This is a genomic window from Kitasatospora sp. NBC_01287 (genome assembly GCF_026340565.1).
In the GTDB taxonomy this organism is placed as follows: domain Bacteria; phylum Actinomycetota; class Actinomycetes; order Streptomycetales; family Streptomycetaceae; genus Kitasatospora.
Window position 1 is genome coordinate 5,927,903 of the sequence record NZ_JAPEPB010000001.1, and the last position, 21,417, is coordinate 5,949,319.

The window sequence follows — 21,417 nt, forward strand, 5'->3', positions numbered from 1 at the left end:
TCACGTCACGAGGACAGGACTAATGGAACCGAGTAAGAGCGCTGCAACCCCCCTGACCCGAGCCCTGGACACCATCAAGAGCCTGCGCGCCCAGCTGGACGCCGCGAGCGGCAACCAGCCGCTGGCAGTGGTCGGCGTCGGGTTGCGACTGCCCGGCGGTATCGACGACCTCGACTCGTACTGGGCGGCGCTCGAGTCGGGCCGTGACCTGGTCCGCGCCCGGCCGGCCGAGCGGCTGGCCCCGTTCGCCGAGGAGTGGTCCGAACTGCCCAACCAGGGCAGCTTCCTGGACGAGGTGCTGGGCTTCGACGCCGACTTCTTCGGGATCAGCCCGCGCGAGGCGCGGGCGATCGACCCGCAGCACCGCCTGCTGCTGGAGGTGGCCCACGAGGCGCTGGAGGACGCGGCCCTGGCCCCCGAGAAGCTGACCGACGCCAAGGTCGGCGTCTTCGTCGGCATCACCGGCCGCCAGGACTACCGCGACTGGAACACCGGCGAGTTGGACGCCTACTGGGCCACCGGCAACGGCCACAGCTTCGCGGCCGGCCGGATCTCCTACTGCCTGGGGCTGACCGGCCCCGCGGTCGCCGTGGACACCGCCTGCTCCTCCTCGCTGGTGGCGATCCACCAGGCGGGCCAGGCGCTGCGGCGCGGCGAGTGCGAGGTGGCGCTGGCCGGCGGCGTCAACCTGGTGCTGGCCCCCGGCTCGACCCGGATCATCGACCAGACCCGCTCGCTCTCCCCGGACGGCCGCTGCAAGAGCTTCGACGCGCGTGCCAACGGCTTCGTGCGCGGCGAGGGCTGCGGCGTGATCGCGCTCAAGCGGCTGGACCACGCGCTGCGCGACGGCGACCGGATCCACGGCGTGATCCGCGGCTCGGCGATCAACCAGGACGGCCGCTCCTCGGGCTTCACCGCGCCCAACGTGCTGGCCCAGATCGACCTGCTGGAGTCGGCGCTGGCCGACGCCGGGCTGACCCCGGCCGACATCGGCCTGATCGAGGCGCACGGCACCGGCACCTCGCTGGGCGACCCGATCGAGATGGACGCCATCATCGCCGCGATCGGCCGCCGCAACGAGGGCGCCAAGCTGCACGTCGGCTCGGTCAAGACCAACCTGGGCCACCTGGAGGGCGCCGCCGGCATCGCGGGCGTCATCAAGGCGCTGCTCTGCGTGCGCAAGGGCGTGGTGCCGCCGCTGGTGCACTTCGAGACGCTCAACCCGCGGATCGACCTGGACGGCACCAACATCTCGGTCTCCGGCACCGCGCAGCCCTGGCAGCGGTCCGAGAGCGGCCGGTACGCGGGCGTCAGCTCGTTCGGCATGATCGGCACCAACGCGCACATCATCATCGGTCCGGCGGAGCCGGCGGACCTGCCGGCGGCCGCCGAGGTCCCGGTGACCGGCTTCGTCCTCTCCGCCAAGACCCCCGCCGCGCTGCGCACGCTGGCGGCCCGGCTGGCCGAGCGGCTGGCCGCGTCGGCGCCCGCCGACTACGCCGCCTTCGCCCACACCCTCACCGAGGGCCGCAGCCGCCTGGAGGTGACCGCCACGGTCACCGCCGCCGACCCGGCCACCGCCGCGGCGGCGCTGGCGGCGCTGGCCGCCGACCATGCCTCGCCGCTGGTCGTCGTCGCCGAGGGGACGCGGGCGGGCGAGCTGCCCGCGCTGCCGCGCCGGGTGGCCGAGCTGCCGCACTACCCGTGGGAGCGGACCCGGCACGCGCCGGCCGCCGCCGCCGCGCAGAGCGCCCCGGCCCCCACCGCCGAGCTGCCCGCGCCGGCCGACACCGTGCCGCTGCACGAGCTGGCCTGGAGCCCGGTGCCGCCGAGCCTGCCGGTCGCCGGTACCACCCTGGTGCTGGCCGGCGACGACGTCGAGCTGCTCACCCTGCTGGCCGCCGAGGCCGAGCGGGACGGCCGGTTCGGCGTGCTGCTCGGCCCGCTCGCCCGTGGCGCCTTCCCGGCCTGGGAGCAGGGCCCGCTGCCCGCCGACGACCTGGCCTGGGGCGCCTTCTGGGCCGGGCGCAGCGAGCGCGGACCGCTCTCGCTGCTGCTGGCCCACCGCGCCGACGCGCTGCCCGAGCGGCTGGACGGCAGCGACCCGGCCGGCGCCGGCGCCGCGCTGCTGGCCGCCACCACCGCGGCCGTGCGCAGCCTGCCCGCCGACCGCCAGGTGCGCGCCTTCGCGCTCACCCTGGGGGTGCGCCAGGTCACCGGGCAGGACGTGATCGCGGCCGGTGACCACGGCCTGCTGCACGGCCTGCTGCCGGTGCTCGGCCTGGAGTTCGGCGCCGGCTGGGGCGGCGTGATCGACCTGCCCGCCGACCCCACCGGCACCGACGCGCGCACCGTGCTGGAGCTGGCCACCGCCGCCGCCCCCGCGCCGGGCGCGCCGGTCGAGGACCTGCTCGCGGTCCGGGACGGCGCCGCCTTCGGCGGCCGGCTGCGCCCGGTCACCGGCGACTGGCAGCCGGAGCTGACGGTCCGTCCGGAGGCCGCCTACCTGATCACCGGCGGCGCGGGCGGCATCGGCCGCGCGCTGGCCGCCGACCTGATCCGGCGCGGCGCCCGCCACCTGGTGCTGATCGGCCGCACCGCCGAGCAGGCGCTGCCCGCGGCCACCCGCGACTGGCTGGCCGGCCTGGACGCCGCCGGGGTGCGGGCGCACTACCGCGCCGCCGACTGCGACCGGCACGCCGAGCTGAGCGCCGCGCTGGCCATCGAGGGCCTGCCGCCGATCGCCGGGGTGATCCACGCGGCCGGCACGCTGCCGCTGGCCCCGCTCGCCGAGGCCGACACCGCCGCCTTCGAGGCCGCCCTGCGCGGCAAGTACTCCGGCGCCTGGTGGCTGCACCTGCTCAGCCGCGACTGGACGCTCGACTTCTTCGTGCAGACCTCCTCGGCCTCCGGCCTGTGGGGCAACGAGGGCCGCGGCGCCTACGCCGCCGCCAACGGCGGCCTGGACGCGCTGGCCGCGCACCGCGCCGCCGCCGGCCTGCCCGCCAGCAGCCTGGCCTTCGGCGTCTGGGCGCTGGACGGCATGGCGGACGAGGCCGGGCGGCGCAACCTGGCCCGGATGGGCCTGGGGGAGGTGGACCCGGCCACCGGCTGCACCAGCCTGACCGCCGCCACGCCCACCGCCTCGGCGCTGCTGCTGGCCTGCCCGGTGGACTGGCCGCGGTTCCTGGAGGTGATCGGGGCGGGCCGCCCGCGCGCGCTCTTCGCCGAGGTGACCGACGACGCCCGGCCCGGCGCCGCCGGCGTGGGCTCGCCGCTGCGCGGGGAGCTGCTCGCGCTGCCCGAGGGCGCCCGGGTGGCGGCCGCCCGCGCGCACGTGGGCCGCCAGTTGGGCGCGGTACTCGGCTACGTCGAGGGGCGCGCCGTCCCGGAGGACGTCGGCTTCTACAACCTGGGCCTGGACTCGATCATGGCGGTCGACCTGGCCCGCGAGGTGTCCACCGCGTTCTCGGTGGAGCTGCGGGTCGCCGAGATCTTCAGCTACCCGACGGTGAGCCAGCTCGCCGAGCTGATCGCCACCCGGATCACCGAGGGCCCCGCGCACACCCCGGCTGCCCGCACCCCGCGCCCGCGTCCGGCCACCGCCGGCGCTGCCGGTGCTGGTGCTGGTGCCGCGACCGCCGCCGGTGCCGTGACGGCCACCGCCGCCGGGCCGGACGGCGCGTCGCCGACCGGTGCGTCGGTGAGCGAGCCGATCGCCATCGTCGGCATGGCCGCGCGCTACCCGGGCGCCGACTCGGTGGAGGAGTTCTGGCAGCTGCTCGCCGAGGCCCGCGACGCGGTCGGCCCCGTCCCGGCCGACCGCTGGGACCGCGCCGCGCTGCACAACGCCGACCCGCTGGCCACCGGCACCATCACCACCGACCAGGGCGGCTTCCTGAGCGACCTGGCCCGCTTCGACGCGAGCTTCTTCGGCGTCCCGGCCCGCGAGGCCGAGAGCCTGGACCCGCAGCACCGGCTGCTGCTGGAGGCCGCCTGGCACGCGCTGGAGGACGGCGGGATCGACCCGCACAGCGTGCGCGGCACCCGCACCGGCGTCTTCGTCGGCATCACCAACTCCGACTACGCGCGGCTGCTGGAGCAGGGCGGCCTGGGCAAGCTGGACGCCTACTTCGGCACCGGCACCGCGCTGAACGCGGCGGCCGGCCGGATCTCCTACCTGCTCGGCGCCAACGGCCCGGCGCTCGCGGTGGACACCGCCTGCTCCTCCTCGCTGGTGGCGCTGCACCTGGCGGTCCGCTCGCTGCGCAGCGGCGAGAGCGACCGGGCGCTGGCGGGCGGCGTGAACGTGATCGCCGACCCGTCCTGCTCGGTGGCGGTCAGCCGCGCGCACATGCTCTCGCCCGAGGGCCGCTGCAAGACCTTCTCGGCCGAGGCCGACGGCTTCGTCCGCTCCGAGGGCTGCGGCGTGCTGGTGCTCAAGCGGCTGAGCGACGCGGAGCGCGACGGCGACCGGGTGCTCGCGGTGATCCACGGCACCGCCGTCAACCAGGACGGCGCCTCCTCGGGGCTGACCGTCCCGAGCGGCAAGGCCCAGCAGGCCGTGATCAACGACGCGCTCGCCGACGCGGGCCTGGACGGCGCGCAGATCTCCTACCTGGAGGCGCACGGCACCGGCACCTCGCTCGGCGACCCGATCGAACTGGCTGCCGCCTGGGCCGCGTTCGGCCCAGGACGGCGCCCGGGCGAGCCGCTGCAGATCGGCTCGGTCAAGAGCAACATCGGCCACAGCGAGTCGGCCTCCGGCATCGCCGGGGTGATCAAGACGGTGCTGGCGCTGCGCCACCGCAAGCTGCCCGCCAGCCTGCACGCCGAGAACCTCAACCCGCACGTGCCGTGGGACGACATGAACCTGCGGGTGGTGGACGCGCTCACCCCCTGGCGCACCGGTGACCGGCCGCGGCTGGCCGGCGTCTCCAGCTTCGGCTTCAGCGGCACCAACGCCCAGGTGATCCTGGGCGAGGCGCCCGAGCGGGCGGCGCTGGAGCCCGCGGCGGGGCCGCACCTGCTGCCGATCTCCGCGCCCGACCTGCCGGGCCTGTCCCGGCTCAGCGAGCTCTGGGAGAGCCGGCTGACCGGCGTGGCCGAGCACGAGCTGGCCGCGCTCGCGGTCGCCGCGGGCTCCGGCCGGGCCCACTTCGGCCCGCGCCGGGTGCTGCTCGGCAGCACCGCCGAGCAGCTGCTGGCCGAGCTGCGCGAGGGCGAGTCGCCGCAGGCCGCGGGCCGCCGCCCGAGCGTCGCCTTCCTCTTCACCGGCATGGGCAGCCAGTACTTCGGGATGGGCCGCGAGCTGTACGAGAGCGAGCCGGTCTTCCGCCAGGTGGTCGACGCCTGCGACGAGATCACCGCGCCGCTGCTCGGCCTGTCGCTGCTGGACCTGATGTTCTACGGCTCGGACGAGACGCTGATCGACCAGGTCCGCTTCATCCAGCCCACCACCGTGGTGCTGGAGCTGGCCCTGGTGGCGCTCTGGGAGTCCTGGGGCGTGCGCGCCTCGGTGGTCACCGGGCACAGCGTCGGCGAGATCGCGGCCGCGATCCACGCCGGTGTGATGGACCTGGCGAGCGGCCTGACCCTGGTGGTGCACCGGGCCCGGCTGATGCAGGAGCGGGCCGGCGCGGGCGCGATGCTCTCGCTGGCGGCCCCGCAGGCCAAGGTCGAGCAGTGGCTGGTCGGCACCGACTGCGACATCGCGGCGATCAACGGCCCCGAGTCGATCGTGGTGGCCGGCCTGCCGGCCGACATCGAGGAGGTCGAGCGCCGGGCCCGGGCCGAGGAGTACAAGGCCCGCAGCCTGGTGATCCCGGCCGCCGCGCACTCCCGGCTGATCGACGGCATGCTGGCCGACTTCGCCGCGCTCGCCGCGCCGATCGACTACCGCCGCCCGGTGCTGCCGGTGGTCTCCAACCTGACCGGCAAGGTCGCCACCGACGCGGACTACGACGCCCGCTACTGGTCGCGGCACCTGCGCCAGCCGGTCCGGTTCCACGAGGGCGTCCAGCAGCTGGCCGGCCTCGGGGTGGACGCGGTGCTGGAGATCGGCCCCGGCCGGACCCTGGTCAACATGGTGGCCGCCGCCGGACTGGTGCCCGCCAAGGGCGCCGTCGCCTCGCTCGCCCGGGGCACCGGGGAGCGGGCCGCGCTGCTGGCCGCCGCCGCCCACCTCTACCGCCATGGCCAGGACCTCGACTGGGCGCGGGTGCAGCGGGCGGCCGGACCGGAGCGGGCCGAGGCGCCGCGCTACCCGTTCGCCGACACCCGCTACTGGACCAAGGTCGAGCCGGCCGCCGCCCCCGCGGCGAAGGCCGCGCCGGCCCGCCACTGGGGCAGCGAGCTGCGCTCGCCCGCGCTGCGCGGCCGGGCCTTCGCCTTCGAGCGCAGCGACCTCTTCCCGCCCTACCTGACCGACCACCGGATCGAGGACACCGTCCTCACCCCGGCCTCCTCGCACCTCGCCACCATGCTCTCGGCACTGGCCGGGGACGGCGGCGAGCTGGCGCTGGAGGACTTCATCTGCCCGCGCCCGCTGGTGATCAAGGACGGCGAGCACTACGACCTGCAGATCCTGCTGGGCGACGACGAGGCCGACCCGAGCCGGGTGAGCGTGCACAGCCTGCTCGACCCGGAGCAGGGGGAGTGGGTCAACCACCTCTCCGGCAAGCTCGCCGCCGCCGGCCCCCGCGCCCAGGCGCCGGACCGGGACACCTTCGCCGCCACCGCCGAGCGGCACATCTCCGGGGAGGCCTTCTACGCCTTCTTCCGCGAGCTGGGCTACAACCTCGGCCCGTCCTTCCGCTGGATCGCCGACATCTGGCTGCGCGGCGACGAGGCGCTGATCCGCTACGCCCAGCCCGAACTGCCGGACGCGGTGGGCGACTACGAGATCTACCCGGGTCTGATCGACTCGGTCTTCCAGTCCATCGCCGGCTTCATGGTCGAGGAGGACGCGCAGGCCGCCGCCGCCCTGGCGATCCCGTTCGCCTCCGCCAAGCTCGCCTTCCCCGGCCGCCCGGTGCCGGGCGAGGACCTCTGGGGCCACGTCAAGGTCCTGCAGTCCGAGACGCTGGAGCGCGGCCGGCGCCGGGTGGACGTCGCCGACCTGCACCTGTTCACCGCGGCCGGGCAGAGCGTGATCGTCGCCGAGGGCTTCCGGGTCCGCGCGGCGGCCCGCACCACGCTGCGCACCAGCCTGCGCGGCGGTGTGCCGCACGCCTACGAGCTCAGCTGGGTGCCCCGCCCGCTGCCCACCGCCCCGGAGCGGCCCCGCACCCTGGTGGTCACCTGCTCCGGCAGCGTCCCGGCGGCCCGGCTCTCCGAGCACCTGCGCTCGCTGGGCCACCAGGTCAACCACGCGCTCGGCCAGGGCGAGGGCGCCACCGAACTGCTGGTGGACGCCCGGTTCAGTGATCTGACGGACCGTCAGGGAGCCGAGTCGGCACGGCTGGCGGCGCTGGAGCTGGCCGCCGCGCTGAAGGCGGCGCCGGCCGACGTGCCGTACGCGCTGCCGGTGGACGGCCGCCCCGGGGCCGCGCCGGTCCGCGAGGCGCTGTTCGGCCTGCTGGCCGCGCTGGAGATCGAGCAGCCCGACCGCCGGCTGGTCCGGATCACCCTGGCCGAGGGCTGGCAGCCGGAGCCGCTGGCCCAGGCGCTGCTGGAGATCGCGGCCGACGGCGTCACCGAGACCCGGCTCTCGCTGGGCACCCTGGGCCTCTCGGTGGCCCGGCTGCTGCCCGCGGCCGGCGCCGACACCCCGCACCTGACCGGCAGCGCGCTGCTCACCGGCGGTCTCGGCGCGCTGGGCCTGAGCGTGGCGCAGTTCCTGGCCCGCCAGGGCATCACCGCGCTGACCCTGATGGGCCGTTCCGAGCCCGACGCGGCCGCCCGCCAGGTGATCGGCGAGCTGACCGGGGCCGGGGTGCGCGTCGAGGTGGTGGCCGGCGACGTGACCGACCGCTCGGACGTCAGCCGCGCGGTGGCCAGGGCCGAGTCGCTGGCCCCGCTCTCCGCGGTCTTCCACCTGGCCGGCGCCACCGCCGACCGGGCGTTCGACCACCTGGGCGAGGAGGACTACCAGCGGGTCTTCGCGGCCAAGGCGGCCGGCGCCGACGCGCTCGCCGCGGTGCTGGAGACCCGGGAGCTGACCAGCTTCGTCCTCTTCTCCTCGGCGGCCGGCACCCTCGGCTCCGCCGGTCAGGTCAACTACGGCGCGGCCAACGGCTACCTGGACGGGCTGGCGCAGCAGCTGCGCGAGCGCGGGGTGCCCGCGACCGCCGTCGCCTGGGGCCCCTGGGTGCCCACCGCCAAGGGCGGCATGGCCGACTCGGCCGCGCTCTCCCGGGCCGCCGAGCGGTTCGGCGTCCGGGTGCTCACCGACGAGACCGCGATCCCGCTGCTGGCCCTGGCCACCGGCACCACGCAGCCCCGGCTGCTGGCGATGGACGCCGACTTCACCCGCTACGCCCAGAACCTGGGCACCCACCCCGGCATCGCCCTGCTCTCGGTGCTGACCGCCGAGCGCCCGCAGAGCGCCGAGCCGGCCGCCGAGGACGGCGAGCAGCCGCGCGGCTGGCTGCGCGCGGAGCTGGCCGGGATCGCGGACGAGGACGACCGCGAGGAGCGGGTGCGCGAGGTGGTCCGCAAGCTGGCCGGCGAGACCCTGGGCGACCCGGAGGCCGTCGAGGACGAGGTCGGCTTCGAGGAGATCGGCCTGGACTCGATCATGGCGATCGACCTGAGCGCCCTGCTCGCCCACGCGGCCGGCGAGGACCTGCCGGCCACCGCCTCGATCGACTACCCGAACGTCGCGGAGATGTCCCGGTACCTGACCGGCCTGCTGGCCCCCGCCGAGCCGGCACCCGGCACCGCCGCCCGGGGCGGGGCGGACAGCGGCCTCTCCGACGGCGACCTCTCCGACGACGATCTCTCCGACGACGAGCTGCTCGCCGCCGTACGGCGTGACCTGGCCATGGACCTGTGAGGTAGGAAGACATGGAAACGGACGAACTCCGCGCCCTGCTGCAGGAGCAGCACAGAATGACCCGCCGCCTCAAGGCCCGGATATCCGAGCTGGAGGAGCAGCGCAGCGCCCCGCTCGCGGTGGTCGCCACCGCGCTGCGGCTGCCCGGCGGGCTGACCACCCCCGACTCCTACTGGGACTTCCTGCTCGGCGAGCAGGACGCGCTCTCCGAGATCCCCGAGGAGCGCCCGGGCCTGCGCGCCGTCTTCGACGAGCGCCCCGACCAGCTCGGCCGCTCCTACGTGCGGCGGGCCGGGTTCCTGAGCGACATCGCCGGCTTCGACGCGGGGTTCTTCGGGATCTCGCAGCGCGAGGCCACCGCGCTCGACCCGCAGCAGCGCCTGCTGCTGGAGACCGGCTGGGAGGCGATGGAGCGGGCCGGCCTCGCGGTGCGCCGCCAGGACCGGCTCAAGGCCGGGGTCTTCGTGGGCATGATGACCTCCGAGTACGTGCAGCGGATGGCCCACCCGGACGACAAGACCGGCATCGACCCGTACTTCGGCACCGGCGGCGGCCACTCGATGGCCGCCGGGCGGCTCTCCTACGTGCTGGGCCTGTCCGGGCCCGCGATCAGCGTGGACACCGCCTGCTCCTCCTCACTGGTCGCGCTGCACCTGGCGACGCGCAGCCTGCGCCAGGGCGAGTGCCGCTACGCCCTGGTCGGCGGCTCCAACCTGATCCTCTCGCCGGACCTGATGGTCTCGCTCTGCCAGAACAAGGCGCTGGCGCCGGACGGCCGCTCCAAGACCTTCACCGCCGCCGCCGACGGCTACGGCCGCGGCGAGGGCGTCGGGATGGTGCTGCTGATGCGCCTGGACGAGGCCGAGCGCGAGGGCCGCCCGATCCTGGCCGTGCTGCGCGGCACCGCGGTCAACCACGACGGCGCCTCCTCCGGGCTGACCGTGCCCAACGGGCCGGCCCAGCAGGAGGTGCTGCGGGCCGCGCTGGCCGACGCCGGGGTGGCCGCCGCCGAGGTCGGCTACGTCGAGGCGCACGGCACCGGCACCTCGCTGGGCGACCCGATCGAGGTCGGCGCGCTGGACGCGGTGGTCGGCAGCGGGGTGGCGGACCGCCAGGAGCCGCTGCTCACCGGCAGCGTGAAGTCGCGGATCGGCCACCTGGAGGCGGCCGCCGGGCTGGCCGGGCTGATCAAGGTGGTGCTGATGCTGGAGCGCGGCCGGATCCCGGCCGCCCTGGCGGCGGACGACGGCGAGCTCAACGCGCTGATCCCGTGGGACCGGATCAACATCGCGGTGCCGCGCGAGAGCCGGGACTGGCCCGCCGGCTACGAGCGCCGGGTGGCCGGCCTGAGCGCCTTCGGGATGAGCGGCACCAACGCCCACGTGGTGCTGGAGGCCTACCAGGGCGCCGAGGCGGCGCAGCCGGCCGCCACCGGGCGGCTGGAGCTCGTCACGCTCTCCGCCAAGCACGAGGAGAGCCTGGCCGAGCTGGTCTCGCTGGCCGCCGGCCACCTGGGCCGCACCAGGGCGGCCGACCTGGCCGCCGCCTGCCACACGCTGCGGGCCGGGCGCACCCCCTTCGAGTTCCGGATCGCGGTGACCGGGCGCAGCGGCGCCGAGCTGGCCGGCCGGCTGCTCGCGGCGGCCGAGCACGGGGTGCGCGAGCTCAAGCCATCCCGGCTGACCACCACCCTGCGCACCCGCCCGGGCGCGGCCGCGCTGGGCGAGGCGGTGGCCGCGCTGGCCGAGGCCTACCCCGACCTGACGGTGGGCCACGGGCGGGACGAGGAGCGGCTGGCGGAGATCGTCAAGCAGTTCGGGCTCAAGGTGCGGCTCACCACGGCCGCCGCCGACCAGCGGGCGGACGCCGTGCTGGCCTGGGACGGGGGAGAGGCGCCGCTCACCGGCGCCACGCCGCAGGAGGCGGTGGCGCTGCTGCCCACCGCGCTCGGCGCGCTCTTCACCGCCGGCGCCGAACTGCGGCTGGACGCGCTGCGCCCGGCCGGGGTGCGGGCCGCGGGCGACCTGCCCACCTACCCGTTCCGCCGCCGCCGGCTCTGGATCGAGGAGCGGGCCACCGCGGCCGCCGCCCAGGGCGCGGCCCCGGCGGCGCTGGCCGCCGTCCCCGGAGCGGAGGCCGCCGACCGCGCCGCGGTCAGCGCCTTCCTGCACGAGTCGCTGCGCTCGCTGATGCACGCCGAGGAGGACCTCGCCGAGGGCGAGACCTTCCTGGAGCTGGGCGGCGACTCCTTCATCGCGATGCAGCTGACCCTGCGGATCGAGGAGACCTACGAGATCGAGGTCCCGCTGGACGACTTCCTGGAGGAGATCACCTTGGGCGAGCTCTTCGAGCGGCTCGGCGAGCACATCCTCTCCGGCGGCGTGCTGATCGCCGCCGCCAGCGAACGGCAGAGCGCGTGAGGACCGCGGTGCGCCCGCGCCCGGTGGAGCAGCCGGCGCTGCGGCTGCTCGGCTTCCACCACGCGGGCGGCTCCTCGGGCGTCTACTACCCGATGGCCCGCCAGCTGCCGGAGGACTGGGACCTGGTGCTGATCGACCTGCCGGGGCGCGGCCGGCGCAGCCGGGAGGAGCCGCTGACCACCCTGGAGGAGGTGGTCGACACCGTCTTCGAGGACGTCCAGCCCTGGCTGGACGCGCCGTTCGCGCTCTTCGGACACAGCTTCGGCTCGCTGGTGGCCCTCGAACTGGCCCGCCGTCTGGAGGCGGTGGGGCAGCGGCCCGGCTGGGTCGGCGTCTCGGGCCGGGCCGGCCCGAGCTTCCAGGCCCGGGTGCGCCGCCGGCTCTACGACCTGGACGACGAGCGGCTGCTCGCCCAGCTGCTGGCGATGGGCGGCACGCCCGACCGGATCCACGAGGTGCCGGAGTTCGTCGAGCGCTTCCTGCGGCTCACCCGGGCCGACCTGCGCGCCGTGGAGTCCTACAGCCCGCACCCGGACCGGCTGCCGCTGAGCTCCCCGATCACCGCCTTCGGTGGCGACAGCGACCCCTGGGCGCCCGAGTTCATGCTCACCGCCTGGGCCCGGGAGACCAGTGGCGACTTCCAGCACCGGCTCTTCCCCGGCGGCCACTTCTACTTCCTCGGCCAGGCCCTGCCGGGCTTCACCCGGACCCTGGTCGCGGAGGCGTCGGCCCAGCTGACGGGCGCCGCGAGCCGTTCTTGAGCGCGATCGTGCACAACGGTGCGGGGCCGGCGCCCAGTGCGCCGGCCCCGCACATCCGCCCCCGCGCACCCCGCCCCCCGCGAGAGGAGCACCGACCGTGAACGCCCACCCCGAGCTCGGCCCCGACCCCGAGACCGCCTTCGTCTTCACCGGCCAGGGCAGCCAGCAGCCCCGGATGACCGTGGGGCTGTACAACTCCAGCCCGGTCTACCGCCGTTACCTGGAGCAGGCGGACGCCGCCCTGCGTCCGGGCCTGGACCGGTCGGTGATCGACTTCGTCCGCAACGCCGACCCGCTGATCAACCGGACCGGCTACGCCCAGCCGGTGCTCTTCGCGATCGGCTACGCGCTGGGTGCCACGCTGCGCGACCTCGGGGTGCTGCCCGGGCTGCTGCTCGGGCACAGCATCGGCGAGTTGGCCGCCGCGGTGCTGGGCGGCGGCCTGGGCCTGAGTGACGCGGCCCGACTGGTCACCGCGCGGGCCCAGGGCATGGAGCTGCTGCCCGAGGGCGGCGGGATGCTCGCGGTCAAGGCGAGCGAGGCCGAGGTGCTCGAACTGATCGCGGCGCACCCGCTGATCGGCACCGCCGCGGTGAACAGCCGGGCCGAGGTGGTGCTCTCCGGCGACGCCGACCAACTGATGGCGATCCGCGAGCAACTGGCCGGGCACGGCATCTCGGCCACCCGGCTGCGGGTCTCGCACGCCTTCCACTCGCCGCTGATGGCCCCGATGCTGGCCGACTTCGGCGCCGTCGCCCGCACGGTCGACCACCCGCGGGCTACCACCGCGCTGGTCTCCACGGTGCTCGGCCGGCTGCTGTCGGCCGACGAGCTGTCGGCCGACTACTGGGTGCGGCACATCAGCGCCACCGTCCGGTTCGCCGACGGCGTCGACGCGCTGATGGCGCTCGGTGCCACCCGGATCGTGGAGATCGGGCCGCGTCCGGTGCTCTCCCGGCTGCTGGAGCCGCTGGTCCAGCAGCACGGCATCCAGGTCTTCAACGCCTGCCGCGGGCCGGCCGGCACCGCCGACCAGCTGGCCGCGCTGGCCGCCGAGCTCACCGCCGGGCGACCGGTCGCGGTGCCGGCCTGAGTGCGGGCGGTGCCGATGTCCCGCTTCGCCCGCTTCCTCGACCAGTTGCTCGACGTGCTCGCCACGGCCGGCGCCGCCCAGTTCGCGGTGCCGCTGCCGGTGGGGTCGGCCTGCCGGGCGCACGAACGCTGGGGCGGTTGCCCCGACGGCTGCCCCGGTGGCTGCTACGGCGGCTACCGCGGCAGCTGCTGCGGTGGCCGCGGGGACCGCTGCTTCGCCGGCCCGGCCGGTGACCGGCCCGGCGACTGGTCCGGCGACTGGTCCGGTGACTGGTCCACCGACTGGGAGGCCGAGTTGTGCGCCCTGCTGCCCGAGCGGCTGGGGCCGCCGCTGGAGTGGCTGCCCTGACCGTCCCGACCGTCCCGACCGTCCCGACCGCCCTGACCGCCCTGACCGCCCTGACCGCCCTGACCGCCCCGACCGCCCTGACCGCCCTGACTGTCCCGACTGCCCTGCGCCCGGTCGTCAGGCGGTCGTCCGGTCGGTCGTCAGGTCGGCCGATCGTACGTTTCCGCACGATCGTGCACCGTGATCCCACTCCCAGCTTGGGATGGTAGAACCCTCTCAGGTAGTGCGACCGCTGGTGCGCGCTGAGGGGTGGGGGGTCCGGTTTGATCAGGGTCATGTTGGCCGAGGACATGAACATGGTCCGCGGGGCGCTGGTCGCGCTGCTGAACCTCGAACCGGACATCGAGGTGGTCGGCGAGGTGGCCTCCGGCGACGAGATCGTGCCGCGGGCGCTGGACTGGCGCCCGGACGTGGCCATCGTCGACATCGACCTGCCGGGCATCGACGGCCTGACCGCGGCCGGCCAGCTGAACAAGCAGCTGCCGTCCTGCCGCACCCTGATCCTGACCAGCCTGGGCCGCCCCGGGAACCTGCGGCGCGCGGTGGCCGCGCAGGTCGCCGGCTTCATCCTCAAGGACGCCCCGCCGGACCGGCTGGCCGAGGCGGTCCGCGGGGTGGCGGCCGGGCGGCGGGTGATCGACCCCCAGCTCGCGCTGGCGGCCTGGGACTCGGTGGAGAACCCGCTCACCACCCGGGAGTCGGAGGTGCTGCGGCTGGCCGCCGGCGGGGCGGAGGTGGCGGAGATCGCCGCCAGCCTCTACCTCTCGGCCGGCACCGTGCGCAACTACCTGACCACGGCCGTGACCAAACTCAACGCGCGTAACCGGGTCGACGCGATCCGGATCGCCTCGGAGGCGGGCTGGCTCTAGCCGGGCCCGCCTCCGGTGCCGCCCGGTGCCTACGGTGCCTGTGACGCCGGCCGCTTCTGCTGCCGCCGGCCGGTGCTCCTGCCGTCCGGTGCTCAGGCGGTGGCCCGGGCCGGCGCGGGGGGCTGGTCGGGCTGCCGGTGCTGATCGGGCAGCGGGACCAGCGCCTCCAGGTGGAAGCGGCCGTCGGGGCCGATCGCCGCGGTGAGCCGGCCGCCGAGCTGGGCGACGCGCGAGCTGAGGCTGCCGATGCCGGTGCCGCGTCTGGAGGGCGGTTCCTGCGCGGGCGGTTGGACGCCGTCGTTGACGACGCGCAGCAGCACCGCGCCCGGCTGCCGCTCGATGGTGATCGCGCAGTGCGCGGCGCTGCTGTGGCCCAGCACGTTGGTGATGCCCTCGCGCAGCACGGTGGCCAGCACGGTGCTCACCTGCGGCGGCAGCCAGTCGTGGGAGACGGTCGCCACCACCTTGATGTCGGCGGCGGCCAGCACCGAGCAGCCCGAGCGGGTCTCCTGCTCCAGCGACATCTCCCGGTAGCCGCTGGCGACCACCCGGACGTCGGACAGGGCCTGGCGGGAGATCTCCAGGATCTCGTTCAACTCCTCACCGGCCCGCCCGGGGTGCTGGGCGATCAGCCGGCGGGCCAGTTCGGCCTTGAGGGTGATCGCGGAGAGGCTGTAGCCGAGCAGGTCGTGCAGGTCCTGGGAGAAGCGCAGGCGCTCCTGCCGCACGGCCATCCGGGCCAGCTCCTCGCGGGTGCGCTTCACCTCGACCACCAGGTCGCCGAGCCGCAGCAGGCCGTAGACGATCAGGCCGGTGATGGTGGCGGAGACCAGCGTGTAGGTCACCCCCCAGGCGTCGTGCGGTGTCACCAGGTACTGCGCCCAGGTCTGGGTGATCACCACCAGACCGCACAGGACCCAGCTCCACGGCGTGGCGACGAGGACCAGCAGGTTGCCCGCGAGGAAGCCCGGCATGCCGACCCAGGCGCTGCCGAAGAGCAGGAACGGCAGGTAGACCAGGGCGGCCTGCAGCAGCAGGACCGCGTAGGCGGCGCGGGAGCCGGGCCGCGGGGCGAGGCGGGTGTTGTGCGCCAGCTGCAGCGCCAGCAGGGTGCCGACCGAGAGGACGAAGGCCAGCAGCTGCAGCGGGCCGGGCTTCTCCGCCATGGTGTGCAGACCGGCCAGCACGGCGAAACCGCTGAAGACGATGGCGACCAGTGCGCGGGCCAGCCTCGGTGCGGGTTCGTGCGGCTTCGGCGGGTCGGCCGCCGGATCGCGGCCGCTCGCGGCACTCAACCGATGCACCATCTGTCCCCTTTGCCCCCGTGGCGGTCTCCTTGCGTCCCATGCTAGTTGGGCCGTGGGACGCGGGTCGGGGCGATGGGCCCGGCAGTGGCGGGCGAGGTGGAGCTCCGCCGGTGGTGCGGTGGCGCGGTGGTCCGGTCGGGCGGTGGTGCGGTCGGGCGGTGGGGCGGAGGTCCGGTCAGGCGGCGATCTGGGCGGGCGGCTCGTCGGCCGGCTCGTCGGCGTGCCCCTCGTCGTCGACCGGGCGGGCCGCGTGCTGGTTGCGGGCGGGCAGCGGCACCCGGGCCTCCAGGTGGAAGCGGCCGTCGGGGCCGATCGCCGCGGTGAGCCGGCCGCCGAGCTGGGCGACGCGCGAGCTGAGGCTGCCGATGCCGGTGCCGCGTCTGGAGGGCGGTTCCTGCGCGGGCGGTTGGACGCCGTCGTTGACGATGCGCAGCAGTACGACGTCGGCGTCCTGGTCGATGGTGATGGCGCAGTGCTCGGCCTTGCTGTGGCCCAGCACGTTGGTGATGCCCTCGCGCAGCACGGTGGCCAGTACGGTGCTCACCTGCGGCGGCAGGCGCTCGTGGCAGACGTCGAGGTCGACCTCGATGTCGGCGGCGGCCAGCACCGAGCAGCCGGAGCGGGTCTCCTGGTCCAGGGACATCTCGCGGTAGCCGCTGGCGACCACCCGGACGTCGGACAGGGCCTGGCGGGAGATCTCCAGGATCTCGATCAGCTCGTCGCCCGCCCGTCCCGGATGGCTGGTGACCAGGCGGCGGGTCAGCTCGGTCTTGAGGGTGATCGCGGAGAGGCTGTAGCCGAGCAGGTCGTGCAGGTCCTGGGAGAAGCGCAGGCGCTCCTGCTGCACGGCCATCCGGGCCAGCTCCTCGCGGGTGCGCTTCACCTCGACCACCACCTCGGCGAGCCGGGTGAGGCCGTAGACGATCAGGCCGGTGATGACGGTGGAGACCCCGGTGTAGCTGACGCTGAGCATGTCGGAGGGGGTGAACAGGTACTGGATCCAGGTCAGGCTCGCCATCACCACGGCGAAGGCGGTCCAGGACCACGGCGCGGTGAGCATGATCATCAGGTTGCCGCCGAAGAAGCCCGGCATGCCGATCCACGGTGCCCCGTAGAGCAGGAAGGGGACGTAGACCACCACGGCCTGCAGCACCAGGGAGGCGATTGCGGGGCCGGAGCCGGGGGTCAGCGCGAACCTGGAGAAGGGCAGCAGCTGGCAGCCCAGCAGGATCGCCACGGTCAGCAGGAAGACCAGGTCCTGGCCGAGGGTGGCGCGGGGCATCGAGAGGGTGTGCTCCCCGGCGAGGAAGGCGAAGCCGCTGAAGACGATGCCCACCACCACGCGCGCCAGCCGGGGGGCCAGTTGGTCGCCGGCCGGCTCCGCATCGAGGATGGTCACAGATTGACGCGGCATCTCTCCCCCAAACACCCAACGGTCACCCGTGCGCGACACATCGTAGCGGCGCACCCCTAGCCGAACTGGCAAACGAGCTGAGAGTTTTTGGACAATATCTCGACTGCTATGGCATGTACGCGAAGTGACTATTCGTCATGTCCCTGACGAGCTGGGGCCGATGACCATCTCACCCACGCTGGACTCCCGGCGCCAGTCCAGCCCGAAGGCCCTGGCCGACGCGTCGCTGTCACCGAAAGCGACGGCCTGCGGGGTCAACCGCATCGCCGTGGCCACCAGGTTGACGGTCTGCAGCAGCACGCCGACGTGCTTGAGGGTGGTCGCGTAGGCCATCCCGCCGTAGACCCAGGAGAGCCGGCCGAACCGGGCGGTGACGGTGAGCAGCACCGGCGGCTCCTGCCGCAGTCCGGAGGCGATCATCGCCGCGTCGAGCAGCTCGGCCAGCGCGTCCTCGTCGGTGTTGATCAGGGTCAGCCCGTGGCCCTGCGGGTCGTAGTGGTAGATCCCGCGCGGCAGGCCGGAGCAGTTGCCGATCACCAGGTAGAGCTCCAGCTCGTACAGGTCGCCGGTGCTCGGGTAGGGCCGGTCGGTGGTGCTGCAGACCGACTCGTCCTGGCCGCCCACGTGCACCTCGCGCACCCGGGCGGCGCGGTGCAGCAGCTCGCTCAGCTGCTCGACGGTGACTGCCGCGCCGCCCGGAGCCACCGGCGTCCGCCGGGACTCCAGCAGCTCGGTGAGGGTCGGCTCGGCGGGGTCGGGTGCGCCGGGGCGGGGCAGGGTGAAGCGTTTGCCCGGCGGCAGCGGCTTCACCGCCGGTTCGTAGGGCGGCCGGTGGCCCTGCGGGAAGACCGCGCCGTAGGCGCCGTCGTGCCGGCCCAGGCGGCTGCGGGTGTGGAAGAGCAGATCGTGGTCGGCCCAGGCCAGCAGGTCGGGGTCGGAGTCCTCGGCGAACCGGGTGCCGCCGAGCCGGTCGCGCTCGCCGGCCAGCACCATGCCGGTGGCCACCAGGTGGGCCGTCACCGCGGCCACCACCTGGTCGGGCAGGCCCAGGGTGCGGGCCAGGGACGCGATGGTGGTCGGGCGGGCGAGGGCGGCGGCGATCAGCAGGGCGTCGCCGTGGTGCAGCAGCACCCGGTGCAGGGCGAGCGGTGATTCCAGCACCGCCTCGTCACCGCCCGAGCCCAGCGTGGCGAACCGGGAGAGCCGCAGCGGCCGCCCGGGGTCGATGTCGGTGACGGCGAAGCGGGCCTGGCCGGAGATCGGGACCACCGAGAGCAGCGCGCCCTCGCCGTCGGTCAGCGCGAGCGTCTGGATCACCGTGCCCTGCAGGCGGTTCAGCGCACCCGAGAGCAGCCGGCACTGCGCCTCGAACGCGCTCCCGCCCTCGATCCGCAGGCCCGCCAGCACGTTGACCAGGCTGACCGGACCGAAGGCCATCCGGCGCAGGGCCTCGCGCACGGCCGGCCCCGGCTCGTCGATCCGGACCTCGCCCCACCGGGTCAGCACGTTCACCGCGTCCTGCCCGGCCACCTGCTCCACCAGAGCGTCCTCGCGCAGCGAGCACAACAGCACGGTGGGAGTGCTCTGTTGGTCCGGCGGGCTCGCTGCTGGCTTCATCGCTGCTCCTCGGATGCTCCTTCGAACTCCTGGCCGGGTCGCTCACACGAAGATCGGGATCGGATTGAGGTCGTGGTAGGGGGTCGGCCGCTCCAGCCGACCCAGCCGGACCGGCACGTCGAAGAGGCGTCCTGGCGCGAAGCGGGACCAGAAGTGCCGCAGTCCGGGCACGATCACCTTGACCACCGGCAGACCGATATCCGGTCGGGTCTGGTCGAGGACCAGCATTTCCAGACCATGACGATCCGTCAAATCCAAGATGGCGTCCAGGTCGTCGAGCAGGTCGCGGCGCGGCGTGTAGCCGTGGTCGCCGGGCCGGCGCGGCGCCGCCGCCGGGTCGGGCAGCAGGTAGGATTGGTTGCCGGTGGTGGCCTGCTGCCACCACCAGCGGGCCGCCTGGTCGCCGCCGTTGTAGCCGGTGCCGTCGGGGCGGGCGTTCACCACGGCCGGCAGCAGCTGGTTGACCTCGGTGAGCGCGCGGCGCAGGGCGATCCGCGGGTCGAAGTGCGCGCCGAAGCCGAAGACGATGTCCTGGGCCGGCTTGTCGAAGCGCCGGGAGAGGGCCACCACGACCGGGATCCCGAAGTCCGAGGTGAGGTCGAGCGCCCACACCTCGCGGTTCAAGTCGCCGTGCACACCGCGCAGTTCCATGATCCATGGGTCCTCGAAGGCGCCCAGGTCGATCGCCGGCTGGCGGGTGCGGTTGTACCACCAGAGCGCGACCGCGTCGCGCTCGACCAGCTCCAGGAAGCCCTGCAGGATGGCGTCCTCCAGGCTGCTCCCGGCGGCGTTGCCATTGGAGTCGGCGTGGAAGTAGCGGGCGCCGGGCTCCTGCGGGACCCCGAAGTAGAGGGACGCGGTGGGCAACAGCTTGTGCCGGTGCTCGGTCATCGACCAGACCGGCGACCAGTCGATCACCGCGTCCTGGTCGAACGGGTCGGGCACGTGCTGGAAGCCGCCGTGCCGGGCGTTCCACTCCTGGCGGCCCTCGAACTGGCCGGGGTCGAACAGCTGCCAGTCCTGCGGGCGCACCGCACGGTCGGTCAACTCCCGCAGGCTGCCCCGGATCCGGGGCTCGTCGCCGTGCAGGTAGCCGCTGTGCCGCTCCAGCGCCTCGCAGAGCGCGCTGACCTCGCCGTGCACCGCGCTGATGCCCTTGCCGCCGTTGCTGCTGCGCAGGTTGGCGCGCAGCGCGTCCAGGCTGCTCGGGCCGACCGCCGGATTGGCGCCGGAGAGGAAGGAGTTGAGGAAGGCGGGGCCGCGCGGATCGCGCCGGATCTCCTTGACCACGCCGGTGATCGGACTGATCAGGTGCCGGTAGGTCTCCAGCACCTGCTCGGGGGTCTGCGCGCGGTGCCCGCCGCCGCCGTAGCAGGTCTTGAGGCGGGAGCGCGGTGCCACCGGGCGCCACTGCTGCTCGGTGACCAGCTGCGGGTCGCCGCAGGTGGGGCACTGGGGCCGGGCACGCAGCTGGTGGTGGCGGCCCTCCATGGTCAGCGTGTCCAGGGTCCACACCGACTGCTGGGCCGGACACCGGTAGCCGGCGAGCCACTTGACCGCCTCCAGGGCGACCAGGTGGGTGCTGAAGCCGCCCAGCGGTGAGATCGAAGCGGTGGGGCGGGGAACCGGTCCGGTGCGGCCCAGGGCCTCCTGCACGTGGGCCTCGGCCCGCCGGTGGCCGCGCAGGCGGTGCGCCAGGCAGCTCCAGCAGGCGCCCTCGGGCTGGAAGACCGGGCCGATCCAGACCTGTCGGCCGTAGGGTCGGGCGATCAACCAAGGGCGTCCGGCGGCCAGTTCGGTGGTGTTGACGGCCGCCAGTTCAGGTGCGAGGTAGTCGTCGCAGAGCGCCACGGTCAGATCGCCGGGCTGCCGGTCGGCCGGGTTCTCGACCACGGTCAGCCCGGCGGCCCGGAAGGCCGCCATCGCGTCGTGCGGGTCCACCCGGCCCATGGTGACCAGGTGGATCCGTCCGGCCCGGGCCCGGGCGGCGGCCCGGCCGCTGTCCAGGCCGGCCGCCTCCCAGTAGGCCAGCGCCCGCTCGTCGCAGGGCGAGGCGGTCGGCGGCCGCAGGGCGACCAGCCCCGCGTCCGCCAACTGCCCCATCAGGTCGCCGATCTGCTCCGGCGAGACGCCCGCGGGCGCCTCGCGCAGCAGCGCCGGGATGTCCCGGGTGCCGTCGAGCAGCGGGGCCAGCGCCTCGATCTGGGCTCCCTGGAGCGCGGTGACCCCGTGCTCCGAGAAGAGGTACGTGGCCTCTCCCGAGACCACTTCAGGGCGCAGATCGCGCCGGAACCCCACCAGTGGTTCCCCGTTCCCCCACCAACTGGTCATGCCGCGGCGTAACCGAGCGCCGCCGGGGTGAAGGCGACCTGGGTGCCGCGCGGCTCGGGAGCCGGCGCCACGCAGAGGCCGGTGCACAGGTCCAGCACCGGGCTGTCCTGGACGTACCAACCGTCCAGGGCGTCGATGGTCAGATCCAGCGTGGCTTCCTTGCCGCCGCTCGCCGGAAGGTAGGCGGTGAACAGCGTTCTGAAATCGGCGTTGGAGCTGATCTTGTTCATGGGGAGCACTCCACTCTGCGGTCAAGGCT

Annotated in this window: 11 protein-coding genes; 6 read left to right on the plus strand and 5 right to left on the minus strand. The window is 74.7% G+C overall.

The window, feature by feature from the left end:
• Positions 1-22 precede the first annotated feature (22 nt).
• The 6 genes from OG455_RS25715 to OG455_RS25740 all read left to right on the plus strand — a co-directional run bounded on the left by OG455_RS25715 (position 23) and on the right by OG455_RS25740 (position 14,489).
• The gene (locus tag OG455_RS25715) at positions 23-8,998 is read left to right on the plus strand and encodes a type I polyketide synthase (RefSeq protein WP_266297539.1); all 8,976 of its coding nucleotides are present in this window, start codon (positions 23-25) and stop codon (positions 8,996-8,998) included.
• 11 nt (positions 8,999-9,009) lie between these two features.
• A complete protein-coding gene (locus tag OG455_RS25720; RefSeq protein WP_266297541.1) occupies positions 9,010-11,418 on the plus strand; it encodes a type I polyketide synthase in 2,409 nt (802 codons plus the stop codon).
• The gene (locus tag OG455_RS25725) at positions 11,415-12,179 is read left to right on the plus strand and encodes a thioesterase II family protein (protein WP_266297543.1); all 765 of its coding nucleotides are present in this window, start codon (positions 11,415-11,417) and stop codon (positions 12,177-12,179) included. Before OG455_RS25720 ends, OG455_RS25725 begins: the two co-directional genes overlap by 4 nt.
• 97 nt (positions 12,180-12,276) lie before the next feature.
• A complete protein-coding gene (locus tag OG455_RS25730; RefSeq protein ID WP_266297545.1) occupies positions 12,277-13,272 on the plus strand; it encodes an acyltransferase domain-containing protein in 996 nt (331 codons plus the stop codon).
• A gap of 15 nt (positions 13,273-13,287) precedes the next feature.
• Positions 13,288-13,620 (plus strand): hypothetical protein, encoded by a 333-nt coding sequence (locus OG455_RS25735; protein ID WP_266297547.1) that lies wholly within the window; start codon positions 13,288-13,290, stop codon positions 13,618-13,620.
• A 275-nt stretch (positions 13,621-13,895) separates the two neighbouring features.
• Positions 13,896-14,489 (plus strand): DNA-binding response regulator, encoded by a 594-nt coding sequence (locus OG455_RS25740; protein ID WP_266297549.1) that lies wholly within the window; start codon positions 13,896-13,898, stop codon positions 14,487-14,489.
• Between the two features lie 92 nt (positions 14,490-14,581).
• Here the strand turns inward: OG455_RS25740 and OG455_RS25745 are convergent, their stop codons facing one another.
• From OG455_RS25745 to OG455_RS25765, 5 genes are all read right to left on the minus strand, one after another.
• The gene (locus tag OG455_RS25745) at positions 14,582-15,784 is read right to left on the minus strand and encodes a sensor histidine kinase (RefSeq protein WP_266297551.1); all 1,203 of its coding nucleotides are present in this window, start codon (positions 15,782-15,784) and stop codon (positions 14,582-14,584) included.
• 187 nt (positions 15,785-15,971) lie between these two features.
• Positions 15,972-17,195, minus strand: coding sequence for a sensor histidine kinase (locus OG455_RS25750; RefSeq protein ID WP_266297553.1), 1,224 nt, complete (start codon positions 17,193-17,195; stop codon positions 15,972-15,974).
• 150 nt (positions 17,196-17,345) lie between these two features.
• Positions 17,346-18,827 (minus strand): SagB family peptide dehydrogenase, encoded by a 1,482-nt coding sequence (locus tag OG455_RS25755; protein ID WP_266297555.1) that lies wholly within the window; start codon positions 18,825-18,827, stop codon positions 17,346-17,348.
• 42 nt (positions 18,828-18,869) lie between these two features.
• Entirely contained in the window at positions 18,870-21,158 is a 2,289-nt protein-coding gene (locus tag OG455_RS25760) for a TOMM precursor leader peptide-binding protein (protein ID WP_266297557.1), read from the minus strand.
• Complete coding sequence (locus OG455_RS25765) at positions 21,155-21,388, minus strand: hypothetical protein (RefSeq protein ID WP_266297559.1); 234 nt, start codon at positions 21,386-21,388, stop codon at positions 21,155-21,157. The genes OG455_RS25760 and OG455_RS25765 overlap by 4 nt, the downstream gene beginning before the upstream one ends.
• Positions 21,389-21,417: the final 29 nt, after the last annotated feature.

Coding starts and splice junctions, on each gene's coding strand:
- OG455_RS25715 (WP_266297539.1), top strand. CDS start 23: ATGGAACCGAGTAAGAGCGCTGCAACCCCCCTGACCCGAGCCCTGGAC.
- OG455_RS25720 (WP_266297541.1), top strand. CDS start 9,010: ATGGAAACGGACGAACTCCGCGCCCTGCTGCAGGAGCAGCACAGAATG.
- OG455_RS25735 (WP_266297547.1), top strand. CDS start 13,288: ATGTCCCGCTTCGCCCGCTTCCTCGACCAGTTGCTCGACGTGCTCGCC.
- OG455_RS25740 (WP_266297549.1), top strand. CDS start 13,896: ATGTTGGCCGAGGACATGAACATGGTCCGCGGGGCGCTGGTCGCGCTG.
- OG455_RS25755 (WP_266297555.1), bottom strand. CDS start 18,827: ATGAAGCCAGCAGCGAGCCCGCCGGACCAACAGAGCACTCCCACCGTG.
- OG455_RS25760 (WP_266297557.1), bottom strand. CDS start 21,158: ATGACCAGTTGGTGGGGGAACGGGGAACCACTGGTGGGGTTCCGGCGC.
- OG455_RS25765 (WP_266297559.1), bottom strand. CDS start 21,388: ATGAACAAGATCAGCTCCAACGCCGATTTCAGAACGCTGTTCACCGCC.